This window comes from Mycobacterium lehmannii (assembly GCF_001499925.1).
Lineage (GTDB): Bacteria > Actinomycetota > Actinomycetes > Mycobacteriales > Mycobacteriaceae > Mycobacterium > Mycobacterium lehmannii.
Genome location: NZ_LQIR01000034.1, coordinates 91,015 through 103,099, shown reverse-complemented (window position 1 = coordinate 103,099; position 12,085 = coordinate 91,015). Strand labels below are relative to the sequence as shown.

The window sequence follows — 12,085 nt, the reverse complement described above, 5'->3', positions numbered from 1 at the left end:
GCGATTGTTCGAGTGACGGCCTGCCGGAATGCAATTTCGCGGCGCTCAGGCGGCGGGTCAATCAGGACGCCACCAGCAGGCGATTGGCACACGCGATGACGGCGCTCAACGCCGACTGCGTGGCGTCCTCGGATAGCCCCATCGCCCACTCCGAATTCAGCCCGTCGGAGCCGCGGATGAAGGTGGCGGTGCGCTCACCGGCGCGCACCTGGTGAAAGGCGGTCATCTCCACCGAGATCCCGCGGTCGTAGAGCATCGAGGTCAGTGCGGCGACGGGACCGGGCGCGGCCGCTGTCGTCGTGCAGATGCGGTCCCCGATGGCCAGCGTCGCCTGATAATTGCGCGGGCCCAGCCGGTGAGCGGGGCGACTGCCGTCGGCGCAGCTCCAGTTGCCCAGCCTCACCGGTCCCGACGTGGGCGCGTACTCGGCGAGAAAGGTGTCGAAAGACATCGCGTCGGCCTCCTCGCGCAGACCGCGGGGCGGCGGGGCGTCGAGACAGGCCGCGAACGCCGACGGTGCGCTGGTAGCGGATTGTGTTGCAAACGAGGTCATGTGCCGGTCTTTTCTTCCAAGAGAAGTGACCGACTACGTAGCGACGACCCACAGCGAGGGGTCGGTCAGATCAGACCCCGCTGCGGGTTGCTACTACGAGTCGCCTCGGCACGCGTTCGATCGTAGACAACCACCGACCGGGCCGCAAAGAAAAAACCGTTCGCAAACTGACCGTGGGTCCTTCGCCTTCCGACTGTCTTTCTGCCGGGCGCTTTGAAAAAGTGTGATCTTGCTTCTGGTGTCGCGATGAGCTGGGGGACGAGTGCGAAACGAAGGTGCAGGCAACCGCATGACGACGGCGGGGGGCAACACGCAGGCGTCCGCCGGCGAACGCGTGGGCTCATTTCGCTACTTCCGCGCCGAAGACCGCTGGGAGTGGTCCGACGCTGTCGCCCGGATGCACGGCTATCCGCCCGGCACGGTCGCGCCCAGCACCTCGCTGGTGCTGTCGCACAAGCACCCCGACGATGCGGCCAGCGTCGCGTTGCTGATCGAGACGGTGACCGGCTTGGGCCGACCCTTCAGCAGCCGTCACCGCATCATCGACACGCAAGGCCAGGTTCATCCCGTGCTCGTCATCGGGGAACGCATGCGCGACGTCAACAACGAGGTCGTCGGTACCCAGGGGCTGTACGTGGATCTGAGCAACGTCGACGAGACGGGAACGGTCGATGCCGCCATCGCCGACTTCACCGAGCACCGGGCGGTCATCGAACAGGCCAAAGGTGTGGTGATGATGACGTATGGCATCACCGCCGAGCGGGCCTTCGACATCCTCGTGTGGCGGTCACAGGAGACGAACACCAAACTGCGCACTCTGGCCTCCCAGATCGTCGACGACTTCACCGGTGAGCTGAAAGTGCCCGACGGGGTCCGACAGCGAGCCGACCACCTGCTGCTCACCTCGCACCGGCGGATCCGCGGCCAGGGCGGCGAGCGCAGCAACGCCTGCTGACTGACGGCGGCCGAGCGAGGCAGATCACAGCGCCTTGAATCTTCGGACGCCACGTGCTGGCCGTAGCGTGACCTTCGATGACGTGGGCCCTGCTGTTCGCCGCCGGCGTTCTCGGCGGGCTCACCGGCAGCATCGCCGGGTTGGCTTCGGTGGCCACCTATCCCGCGCTGCTGCTCTTCGGGTTGCCCCCGGTCACCGCCAATGTGACGAACACCGTGGCGCTGGTGTTCAACGGCATCGGCTCGGTGCTCGGGTCGCGTCCAGAACTCAAGGGGCAGGGCAGGTGGATCCTGCGCACCGCACCGATCGCGGTGTTCGGTGGTGTGGCCGGCGCCGCACTGCTGCTCACCACGCCCGCCGAGGGCTTCGAGAGATCGGTGCCGATTCTGCTCGCTGTCGCCTCGGTCGCGATCCTGCTGCCCCGCCGGGCTCCCGGTGACGAGCCGAGCACGGGGCGTCGCCGTGCAGCGGTGGTCATCGAGGCGAGCGCGGTGTTCCTGATCTGTATCTACGGCGGCTATTTCGGTGCGGCCGCGGGTGTGCTGCTGCTGGCGCTCCTCTTGCGCACCGGCCACGCGTCGCTTGCGGAGGCCAACGCGGGCAAGAACGTGATCCTGGGTGTGGCGAACCTCGTGGCGGCCGTGGTGTTCGCGATGCTGGCGCCGGTGCAGTGGGGTGCGATGTTGGTGCTGGGCCTGGGCTGTCTGATCGGCTCCCGGCTCGGGCCGGTCGTCGTGCGGCACGCACCCGCCGGGCCGTTGCGTGTGATGATCGGCGCGGCCGGCGTGGCGCTGGCCGTCCAGCTGGCGATCGACACCTACGCCTAGAGCTCGAAGGGGCTGGCGCCCTTGATCACCCGCTTGCCGAGGTCGATGAGGTTCTGGGCGTTGGCATGCAACCGCTCCCCCGCGTCCCGGCTCGCCTGACCGATCAGGAACCGCGACCAGGTGCCCTCGATGACGATCCCCAGCTTGAAGCACGCCATCGCGACATACCAATCGAGGCTTGATGTTTCGCGGCCGCCGGCTTCGAGGTAGGCGTCGAGGAGTTCGCGACGGGTGGCCAGTCCGCCGAGCGCGGCGAGCTCTGCGCCCGCGGTGATCGTGTTGGTCTCCAACGGCCAGCAGATCAGCATCCAGCCCAGATCGAGCAGCGGATCGCCGATCGTGCACATCTCCCAGTCGACGAACGCCGCCACCTCTGGCCTGTCGCGACGCAGCAGCACATTGCTCAGGTGCGGGTCACCGTGCAGGACACCCGGCCGACCCTCCGGCGGCAGGTTCGACGCCAGCCACTCGGCGAGTTCGGTCACGGCCAGCGACTCGGGGTCGTATCGGTCGTGGCGGTAGCTCTCGAGCAAGCGGAGGAACTGCGGAACCTGGCGCTCCAGAAAGGATCCCGGCCGTTTGAGCTCGGCGAGCGGACTGCCCTCCCACTCGACCTGCCCGAGCGCGGCCAGGCTCGCCGCGTACGACAGCCCCACTTGATGGCGCATAGCCGGATCGCGCACGTAGGCCTCGGACATGTCATCGCCGGGGTTGAAGCCGTCGACCACTTCCATCAGGTAGAAGACCACGCCGAGGACGCTGAGATCCTCACAGCCGGCGACGAATCCGGGATGCGGCACCGGTGTCCCCGCCAGCGTCCGCAACGCCGCGACCTCGCGCAGCATCGTCTTGTCGCTCGTCGGCCGCGGATGTGCCGGCGGTCGACGAAGCACCATGGGCCGGTCGTCGATCAGCAAGCGCACCACGATGTTCTGCGTACCGCCGGTCAGTGGCTCGACGTCGCTGACCGTCGTCCCCAGACCCTGCGCGCGCACCCACTGCTGCAGCGCGGCCTGGTCGTCGTGGCTCAGTGTCGGAAGTTGATGCGCGTCGTCGGGCATGCAGCCATCGTGTCAGGTCGGTCGCGGAAGCCGCACGGGAGTCGGCCGCTCACCCTATCGGCGATTTCGGTGTAGTTGGTGGCGGTGAGCGCAACCAACTACACCGAAATCCCGCTTCTACTTGGGGGCGAAGCGCTGGCCCGCATCCAGGCGCAGGCACTGGCCGTTGAGCATCGGGTTCTCGACGATCGCGGCCACCAGCTTGGCGTACTCCTCGGGCTTGCCGAGCCGCTTCGGGAACGCCGCGTCCTTGGTCAGTGCCTTGGCGAACTCGTCGGGAATGCCCTCGGTCAGCCCCGTGGCGAACAGACTCGGCGCGATTGCCAGCGCCCGGATGCCCAGGCTGCCCATGTCGCGGGCCATCGTCAGGCACATCCCGGCGATTGCGGCCTTGGACGCGGTGTAGGCGACCTGCCCGATCTGGCCCTCGAACGCCGCGATCGAGGCGGTGTTGATGATGACGCCGCGCTCTTCCTGCTCGTCGTCGACGAGGTCCTGCTGGCTCATCTGCCAGCCGGCCAGCCTGCTGATGTTGAACGTGCCGATGAGGTTGAGGTCCACGCACTTACGGAACGTGTCGAGGCTGTGCGGACCGTCCTTCTTGACCGTGCGCTCGGCGGCGCCGCCGCCGGCCGTCGTCACGATGATGTGCAGCGCGCCGAGCTTGTCGATCGCCTGCTGCAGCACCTTCTCGGTGCCCTCGAAGTCGGTGACGTCCACCTCGAAGAAGGAGGCGCCGATCGCGTCGGCAACTTCCTTGCCCTTCGACTGCGGGCGGTCCAGAATCGCCACGTCCGCGCCGCGTTGAGCCAGCAACTCGGCCGTCGCCTTGCCGAAGCCGGACGCTCCGCCGACGACGATGGCCTTCTTGCCAGAAATCTCCACCTGGGTCTCCCCTTTCCAAAAAGAGCTCGATTCGTAAAGCAACCTAGCTGACGTCACCATTCGGTAAGCCCGTCGGGTCGCCAACGTGAGTACTTTGAGCGGCATGACGTCGCGCAGCACCAAGGCGATGGGCGGCATCGCAGCGGCCGCCGTCGCGCTGGGCGTGACCCAATTGCTGGCGGTCTTCGTCGGGCCGCGGGCCGACTCGCGTACCGCCGTCGGGTCGGCGGTGATCGACCTGACGCCCGCCCCGGTCAAAGAGTGGGCGATCCAGACCTTCGGGATGGCCGACAAACTCGTCCTGTCGATGCTCGTGCTCGCGGTGATCGCCGTCGTGGCCGCCGCCACCGCGGCGCTGGAGACCCGGCGCTTCCCGATCGGCAGCGTCGCGATCGTCGCAGCCGGCGTCGCCGGGTGCGCAGCGGTGCTCTCGCGCGCGGGGGCGACGCTGTTGGACACCCTGCCCACGGTGGTCGGCGCCGCGTGCGGCGTCGCGGTGCTGCGACTGCTGACGTCGGGGCGGTTCACCGACGACGGGCAGGCCGCCACCGACGAGGGACCCGATCCCGGCCGACGGCTGTCGTTGCTCACGCTGGGCTTCCTCGGGGCGGGCGCGCTGACCGGAGTGGGTGGCGTTGTGCTGTCGCGCCTCACGACCTCGGTCTCCGGTGACCGCACGGCATTCGCGCTGCCGCCGGTCGACGTCGCCGCTCCCCCGATCCCCGCGACGGTGCAGCCGAAAGGTGTTGGGCTGCCGTCATTCGTCACCAACAACGCTGACTTCTACCGGATCGACACCGCGCTGAGCGTGCCGCAGTTGAGTCGCGAGAGCTGGCAGCTGCGGATCCACGGCATGGTCGATCGCGAAATCACTTTGCGCTTCGACGATCTCGACCGATTCGACGTGGTCGAGAAAGTGGTGACGCTCACGTGTGTATCGAACCCGGTCGGCGGTGACCTGATCGGCAACGCCACGTGGACGGGATACCGCGTGTCAGACCTGTTGGCCGAAGCCGGGATTCACCGTGACGCGGACATGGTGCTGTCGATGTCGATCGACGGGTTCACCGCAGGCACTCCGGTCGAGGCGCTCACCGACGACCGAGGCTCGCTGCTGGCGGTCGGCATGAACGGCGAACCGCTGCCGACCGAGCACGGCTATCCCGCCCGCCTGGTGGTTCCCGGGTTGTACGGGTATGTCTCGGCGACGAAGTGGGTGGTCGACCTCGAGGTGACGCGGTTCGACCGCGCCCAGGCCTACTGGACCCGTCTGGGGTGGTCACCGCGCGGGCCGATCAAGACCGAGTCGCGGATCGACGTGCCGCGCAGTGGTCAAGACGTGCCCCGCGGGGCGGTGACATTCGGTGGCGTGGCGTGGGCGCAGAACCGCGGGGTGCGCAACGTCGAGGTGCGCGTCGACGGACCCGCCGGACAGGGCGATTGGCAACCGGCCGAACTCGGCGCCGCCTACTCCAACGAGACCTGGCGGCTGTGGAGTTTCCCGTGGCAGGCCGCTCAGCCCGGACCGCACACCATCACGGTGCGGGCCACCGACAACACCGGCGCGACACAGACCGCCGCCATCGCCCAACCGATCCCCGACGGCGCCACCGGCTGGCACAGCGTCGACTTCGAAGTCACCTAGTTCTCTGCTGCGAGCGACCGTTCAGTCCCTCGACACGCCGCTAATAGGCGTGCAATTGCGGTCGTCCCCTACTGGCGTGTGGGCCCACGCGCCCGACGGATGGCCTCTCGCGGCTCAACAATGTCGGATCGGCGTGACAGGCTGAACCCGTGCAGTTACTCGACGTCGCCACGGCGTCCGCCGAGGTCGGTGCGTCCTCGTCGCGGCTGGCCAAGACGGCCAGAATCGCCGACCTGCTGGGCCGCGCCGGCGACGAGGACGACGCCGACCAGGTCGCGGTCGTGGTGTCGTGGCTCTCCGGTGAGCTGCCGCAACGGCAGATCGGTGTCGGGTGGGCCTCGCTGCGCTCGCTTCCGCCCCCGGCGGAGCTCGCATCGTTGACGGTGTCCGATGTCCACGCGCGGTTCACCGAGATCGGGCAGGTCGCGGGCAAGGGCTCGCAGGCACGGCGCGCCGGGCTGCTCACCGGACTGTTCGGCGCCGCGACCGCAGAGGAGCAGACGTTCCTGCGTCGGCTGCTGGGCGGCGAGCTGCGCCAGGGCGCACTCGTCGGCGTGATGGCCGATGCAGTCGCCAAGGCCGCCGGCCTCCCGGCCGCCGCGGTGCGCCGTGCCGCGATGCTTGGCGGCGACCTGCCCGCCGTCGCGGCCGCCGCCCTGACCATCGGTGAAGCCGCGCTAGAGCGGTTCACGCTGACGGTCGGCCGTCCGGTGGGCCCGATGCTGGCGCAGACGGCAGCCGGCGTGGCCGAGGCACTCGAACGTCTCGGCGGCACAGCAGTTTTCGAAGCGAAGCTGGACGGCGCCCGGGTACAGGTGCATCGGCGAGGCGATGAGGTGTCGATATACACCCGAAGCCTCGACGACGTGACGGCGCGCCTCCCGGAGGTCGTAGACGCCGCGCTGGCGTTGCCGGTCACGACCGTGATCGCCGATGCCGAGGCGATCGCACTCAAACCCGACGGACGCCCGCACCGCTTCCAGGTGACGGCATCGCGGTTCGGTCGCTCCGCCGACATCGCCGCCGCCGCGGCGGCCCAGCCGCTGTCGGTCTTCGTGTTCGACCTGCTGCACGTCGACGGCGTCGACCTGCTCGACAAAACGGCCTCCGAGCGCATCGAGGTGCTCGACGCGCTCGTCCCGAAGCTGCACCGCGTCGACCGCCTCGTCACCGACGACGTCGAACAGGCGCGCGAGTTCCTGGAGGTGACGCTGGCCGCCGGCCACGAGGGCGTGATGGCCAAGTCGTTGACCGCGCCGTACGAGGCGGGCCGACGCGGGGCCGGCTGGCTCAAGGTCAAACCCGTGCACACCCTCGACCTGGTGGTGCTCGCGGTCGAGTGGGGTTCGGGCCGTCGCACCGGTAAATTGTCCAACATCCATCTCGGCGCGCGGGATCCGCAGACGGGCGAATTCGTCATGCTCGGAAAGACTTTCAAGGGTATGACCGACGCCATGCTCGAATGGCAGACCACCCGGTTCCTCGAGTTGGCCGACGGGCCGACCGATGGCTCCGGCTCGATGGCCGGCTCGGCCGGCCGTGTGGTGCGGGTCAGACCCGAGCAGGTCGTCGAGATCGCGTTCGACGGCGTGCAGACGTCGACGCGCTACCCCGGCGGGATGGCATTGCGGTTCGCCAGGGTGCTGCGCTACCGCGACGACAAGAGCCCCGTCGAAGCCGACACCATCGACACGGTGCGCGCGTTCTACCAGCGCGGAAGCTGAAGCCCGCGGTTTTGACACGTCGCCGGCGCCGCCGATGAAAGGATCGCCACATGGCATCTCCGACCGCTCCCGCAGAGCGCACAGAGGAAACCCAAGGCGACGTCACCTATATCCGCACCGTCAAGGACCTGCCGCCGGTCGCGATCATCGACCGGTCACCGATTACGGTTCGGCACCGGATCATCTTCGGCGTCATCGCCCTGCTCGGCGCGGTCGCGTGGGCGGTGATCGCGTTCTTCCGCGGGGAGACCGTCAACGCCGTGTGGTTCGTCATCGCCGCGATCTGCACCTACGTGATCGGCTTCCGGTTCTACGCCCGGCTCATCGAGATGAAGATCGTGCGTCCGCGCGACGACCATGCCACTCCCGCCGAGCTTTTCGAGAACGGCACGGACTACATGCCCACCGACCGGCGGGTGTTGTTCGGACACCACTTCGCCGCGATCGCCGGCGCGGGCCCGCTCGTCGGACCCGTCCTGGCTATGCAGATGGGTTACCTGCCGGGAACCATCTGGATCATCATCGGCGCGGTCGTCGCGGGCTGCGTCCAGGACTATCTCGTGTTGGCGATCTCGACGCGCCGGCGGGGCCGCTCGCTGGGACAGATGGCCCGTGACGAACTCGGGACGATCGGCGGTGTGGCCGCCATCGTCGGCGTGCTCGTCATCATGGTGATCCTGCTGGCGGTGCTGGCCCTGGTGGTCGTGGGTGCGCTCGCCGAGAGCCCGTGGGGCGTCTTCTCGATCGCCATGACGATCCCGATCGCGATCTTCATGGGCCTGTACCTGAGGTTCCTGCGGCCGGGCCGGGTGTCGGAGGTGTCGCTCATCGGCGTTGCGCTGCTGCTGCTCGCGGTCGCCTCCGGCGGGTGGGTCGCCGAAACCGCCTGGGGCACGGAATGGTTCACGCTGTCGAAGGTGAGCCTGTCGTGGGCCCTCATCATCTACGGATTCGCCGCGTCGGTGCTGCCGGTGTGGTTCCTGCTCGCGCCGCGCGACTACCTGTCGACCTTCATGAAGGTCGGCACCATCGCCCTGCTTGCAGTCGGCATCGTGCTCGCCCGCCCAATCATGGAGGCCCCGGCGATCTCGGCGTTCGCGGCTGAGGGCACCGGTCCGGTGTTCGCGGGATCGCTGTTCCCCTTCTTGTTCATCACGATCGCGTGTGGTGCGCTGTCGGGCTTTCATGCGCTGATCTCGTCGGGCACCACCCCGAAACTGCTCGAAAAAGAAGGCCAGATGCGCCTGATCGGCTACGGCGGCATGATCACCGAGTCGTTCGTCGCGATCATGGCGTTGATCACCGCGGCCATCCTCAATCAGCACCTGTACTTCGCGATCAACGCGCCCGCGGCCTCGACCGGTTCCACCGCCGAGACCGCCGCGGCCTACGTCAACAGCCTGCCGATCGACAGTCCGCCGATCACCGCCGAGCAGATCACTCAAGCCGCCGAGAGCGTCGGTGAAGAGTCCATCGTGTCGAGGACCGGCGGTGCTCCCACACTGGCGTTCGGCATGTCCGAGGTGCTGAGCAAAGTGTTCGGCGGTGACGCCCTCAAGGCGTTCTGGTATCACTTCGCGATCATGTTCGAAGCGCTGTTCATCCTCACCACCGTGGACGCGGGCACCCGGGTCGCGCGGTTCATGCTCTCCGACGGTCTGAGCAACCTCGGAGGTCCGCTGCGCAAGCTGAAGGACCCGAGTTGGCGTGTGGGAGCGTGGGTCTGCAGTCTGCTCGTGGTGGCGGGCTGGGGCAGCATCCTGCTGATGGGCGTCACCGACCCGCTCGGCGGCATCAACACGCTGTTCCCGCTGTTCGGTATCGCCAACCAGTTGCTGGCCGCGATCGCCTTGACGGTCGTGACCGTGGTGGTGGTGAAGAAGGGCCTACTGAAATGGGCTTGGATACCGGCGATCCCGTTGCTGTGGGATCTGATCGTGACGATGACGGCGTCGTGGCAGAAGATCTTCTCCGGCGATCCGAAGGTCGGCTACTGGACTCAGCATTTCCAGTACCGCAACGCGAAGGACGCCGGTGAGACGGCATTCGGCGCGGCCAAGGACGCCGGCGAGCTCGACGCGGTCATCCGCAACACGTTCATCCAGGGCACACTGTCGATCGTGTTCGCGCTGCTCGTGCTGATCGTGTTCATCACCGGGGTGATCATGGTGATCCGGACGCTTCGCGGCACCGCACCGCCGACGACCGAGGACGAACCGGTGCCGTCCCGGATCTTCGCGCCCTCGGACCTGCTCATGACCAAGCCGGAGAAGGAGGTGGCCAAGCAGTGGGACGCGTTACCAAAAGCGCACGCAAAATCGGCTCGTACTGGCGCACCTTCGTAGGCGACCTGATGGGCGACACCCACTACCGGCGGTATGTCGAGCACCGGTTGCGGACCCATCCGGGTGAACCGGTGCTCTCCGAACGGGACTACTGGCGGATGCGGCACGCCGCAGCCGAGGCCAATCCGGGTGCGCGCTGCTGTTAACCCGGCCGTCGGCCTCGCCGGCTAGCCCGAGGCGACGACCCCCTCGGAAATCCAGGGTGCCGCAGTCGTTTTGGCGCTCCGGAACGCGCTGGGGACGTCGTCGGTGACGGCCCACGTCGCGGCCAATCGGCCCATGCCTACCGCGTACGCACAATGCACGCCGAGTTCGACGAGTTCCTCTTCGGTGAAGTGGCGCCGAAGGTCGTCGTACACGGCATCGTCGATCGCGAGGTGGTCGGTGGCGAACAAGTCGGCGAACCGCAGCGCGCTGCGCTCGGCGTCTGACAGGTCGTCGGCCTCCTCGGGACGTTCCAGTGAACAGACCGCTTCCTCGGTGAGCCCGGCATCGACCGCACTCTGGTAGCGCACCGACATGCAACTGCGGCACTGGTTGTGGAACGCGATGCGCAGTCGCACGAGCTCGACGAGCCTCGGCGACAAGGTGCCGCTGGACTGCAGCGCGGCCCGAAGCGAGCCCAGCGCGGCAGCGACGTCGGGCCGATGGCCGAGTATCGAGGCCACGCCGAGGTTGATCCGATCACCTTGGCCCAGATCGTCGGTCGGAATCGCAGCAAAGGCCGTCGACGGCACAACTCGGGACATGGCCACCTCACATCGCAGCGGTTCTCGGGTGGGGCCACGATATCTCGCGCGGTCGCAACCGTGGGTCAAACCAAGCGCGGGACAACAACCGATTCGGCGAGTATCCGGGCTTCCGCTCAGGCCGTCAGTGAATACCGGATCGGCAGGTGTTTGAGCCCGCCGACGAAGGTCGTCGCCACATACTCGGGGCGGCCCGCCAACTCGACACCCTTCAGGCGGGGCAGCAGCTCGCTGAAGAAGCTGTTGACCTCCATGCGTGCCAACGCCGCCCCCAGGCAGAAGTGCACGCCGTACCCGAAGGCGACGTGCTTGTTCGGGTCGCGGGCGATGTCGAAGCGGAAGGGATCGTCGAACACGTCCTCGTCACGGTTGCCTGAGACATAGGACAGCAGAACCGATTCGCCTGCCGCGATCGGAACGCCCCGCACGGTGGTGTCCTCGGCGGCCGTCCGCATGAAGGCCTTTACCGGCGTCACCCAGCGGATCATCTCCTCGACCGCCAGCGGCATCTTGACGAGGTCGCGGCTCAGCTTGTGGCGTTGTTCGGGACTCTCGATGAGCGCCAGCATCCCGCCGGAGATGGTCGCGCTCGTGGTGTCGTGCCCCGCTGCGGCGATGATCGCGTAGTAGGAGATCGTGTCGATGTCCGACAGCGGTTCGCCGTTGATGGTCGCGTTGGCGATCGCTGATGCGAGGTCAGCGGTCGGGCTCTCGCGGCGCGAGGCGGTCAACGCGGTGAAGTACTCGAACATCTCGACCAGCGCCGACATCTGGTCGGCCTGGTCCGCACTCCGCTTGAATTCGTCGTCGTCACTGCCGAACAACTCCTGGGTGAGCTTGAGCATCAGCGGGAAGTCCGACTCCGGGATGCCCAGCAACGACATGATGACGTAGAGCGGGAAGTTCACCGCGACCTGTTGGACGAAGTCGCACTCGGTGCCGATGTCCAACATTTTGTCGACGTACACCTTGGCGAGTTCGTCGACGCGGATCTTCAACGCGCGCATCGCCTTCGGCCGAAACCAGTCGGCCCCGATGGCACGCACCACGCGATGCTGCGGATCGTCCATGTGGATCAGGGTGCGTACGCCGATCGCCGCCTGCTGCTCGTCGCCCTCCTCGGTGACCAATACCGGCCGCGGATGATTGGTGAACAGCGTGTTGGCCCGCTCGATGTCCATGATGTCGGCGTGCTTGGTGATCGCCCAGAACGGGCGGTAGTTCGGCACGTCGACCCACGAGACGGGCGCGTTGGCGCGCAGATGCGTCAGCGCCGAATGCAGTTTGGTTTCATCGGTGTAGGCCTGCGGGGTGGCAAACACCCTGGCCGCCTCGTCCATA

General features: G+C 67.4%; 11 protein-coding genes. 6 read left to right on the top strand and 5 right to left on the bottom strand.

Annotation, left to right across the window (positions count from 1 at the left end; all coding sequences use genetic code 11):
- Nucleotides 1-61: 61 nt before the first annotated feature.
- Nucleotides 62-553, bottom strand: a complete 492-nt coding sequence (locus AU192_RS17405; protein ID WP_064398382.1) for a hypothetical protein — start codon at nt 551-553, stop codon at nt 62-64.
- A gap of 289 nt (nt 554-842) precedes the next feature.
- On the opposite strand from AU192_RS17405, the gene AU192_RS17400 reads away from it, so the two are divergent.
- Both AU192_RS17400 and AU192_RS17395 read left to right on the top strand, forming a co-directional pair.
- Complete coding sequence (locus AU192_RS17400) at nt 843-1,508, top strand: PAS and ANTAR domain-containing protein (RefSeq protein WP_064398379.1); 666 nt, start codon at nt 843-845, stop codon at nt 1,506-1,508.
- A 77-nt stretch (nt 1,509-1,585) separates the two neighbouring features.
- The gene (locus AU192_RS17395) at nt 1,586-2,335 is read left to right on the top strand and encodes a sulfite exporter TauE/SafE family protein (RefSeq protein ID WP_064398377.1); all 750 of its coding nucleotides are present in this window, start codon (nt 1,586-1,588) and stop codon (nt 2,333-2,335) included.
- On the opposite strand, the gene AU192_RS17390 is transcribed toward AU192_RS17395, so the two are convergent.
- The gene (locus tag AU192_RS17390) at nt 2,332-3,396 is read right to left on the bottom strand and encodes a phosphotransferase family protein (protein WP_064398374.1); all 1,065 of its coding nucleotides are present in this window, start codon (nt 3,394-3,396) and stop codon (nt 2,332-2,334) included. The two genes, AU192_RS17395 and AU192_RS17390, sit on opposite strands and share 4 nt — an antisense overlap.
- A 117-nt stretch (nt 3,397-3,513) precedes the next feature.
- Nucleotides 3,514-4,281 carry an SDR family NAD(P)-dependent oxidoreductase gene (locus AU192_RS17385; protein WP_064398373.1) on the bottom strand — a complete coding sequence of 256 codons (768 nt, stop codon included), beginning with the start codon at nt 4,279-4,281 and terminating at the stop codon, nt 3,514-3,516.
- Between the two features lie 103 nt (nt 4,282-4,384).
- Here AU192_RS17385 and AU192_RS17380 point away from each other — a divergent pair, with 103 nt between their 5' ends.
- The 4 genes from AU192_RS17380 to AU192_RS25155 all read left to right on the top strand — a co-directional run bounded on the left by AU192_RS17380 (nt 4,385) and on the right by AU192_RS25155 (nt 10,141).
- Entirely contained in the window at nt 4,385-5,926 is a 1,542-nt protein-coding gene (locus tag AU192_RS17380; RefSeq protein ID WP_064398371.1) for a molybdopterin-dependent oxidoreductase, read from the top strand.
- 149 nt (nt 5,927-6,075) lie between these two features.
- The gene (locus AU192_RS17375; RefSeq protein ID WP_064398369.1) at nt 6,076-7,650 is read left to right on the top strand and encodes an ATP-dependent DNA ligase; all 1,575 of its coding nucleotides are present in this window, start codon (nt 6,076-6,078) and stop codon (nt 7,648-7,650) included.
- Between the two features lie 50 nt (nt 7,651-7,700).
- Nucleotides 7,701-9,995: a carbon starvation CstA family protein gene (locus tag AU192_RS17370; RefSeq protein ID WP_064398367.1), complete on the top strand. Its 2,295-nt coding sequence runs from the start codon at nt 7,701-7,703 to the stop codon at nt 9,993-9,995.
- Nucleotides 9,938-10,141 carry a YbdD/YjiX family protein gene (locus tag AU192_RS25155; protein ID WP_082693702.1) on the top strand — a complete coding sequence of 68 codons (204 nt, stop codon included), beginning with the start codon at nt 9,938-9,940 and terminating at the stop codon, nt 10,139-10,141. Before AU192_RS17370 ends, AU192_RS25155 begins: the two co-directional genes overlap by 58 nt.
- Before the next feature lie 21 nt (nt 10,142-10,162).
- Here AU192_RS25155 and AU192_RS17365 read toward each other — a convergent pair whose 3' ends face one another.
- Nucleotides 10,163-10,744, bottom strand: a complete 582-nt coding sequence (locus AU192_RS17365) for a carboxymuconolactone decarboxylase family protein (RefSeq protein ID WP_064398366.1) — start codon at nt 10,742-10,744, stop codon at nt 10,163-10,165.
- A 116-nt stretch (nt 10,745-10,860) separates the two neighbouring features.
- A complete protein-coding gene (locus AU192_RS17360; protein ID WP_064398363.1) occupies nt 10,861-12,084 on the bottom strand; it encodes a cytochrome P450 in 1,224 nt (407 codons plus the stop codon).
- Nucleotide 12,085: the final 1 nt, after the last annotated feature.

Excerpts from the sequence above, each read along its gene's own strand:
- AU192_RS17405 (WP_064398382.1), bottom strand. The coding sequence starts at position 553 with ATGACCTCGTTTGCAACACAATCCGCTACCAGCGCACCGTCGGCGTTC.
- AU192_RS17400 (WP_064398379.1), top strand. The coding sequence starts at position 843 with ATGACGACGGCGGGGGGCAACACGCAGGCGTCCGCCGGCGAACGCGTG.
- AU192_RS17395 (WP_064398377.1), top strand. The coding sequence starts at position 1,586 with ATGACGTGGGCCCTGCTGTTCGCCGCCGGCGTTCTCGGCGGGCTCACC.
- AU192_RS17390 (WP_064398374.1), bottom strand. The coding sequence starts at position 3,396 with ATGCCCGACGACGCGCATCAACTTCCGACACTGAGCCACGACGACCAG.
- AU192_RS17380 (WP_064398371.1), top strand. The coding sequence starts at position 4,385 with ATGACGTCGCGCAGCACCAAGGCGATGGGCGGCATCGCAGCGGCCGCC.
- AU192_RS17370 (WP_064398367.1), top strand. The coding sequence starts at position 7,701 with ATGGCATCTCCGACCGCTCCCGCAGAGCGCACAGAGGAAACCCAAGGC.
- AU192_RS17365 (WP_064398366.1), bottom strand. The coding sequence starts at position 10,744 with ATGTCCCGAGTTGTGCCGTCGACGGCCTTTGCTGCGATTCCGACCGAC.
- AU192_RS17360 (WP_064398363.1), bottom strand. The coding sequence starts at position 12,084 with ATGGACGAGGCGGCCAGGGTGTTTGCCACCCCGCAGGCCTACACCGAT.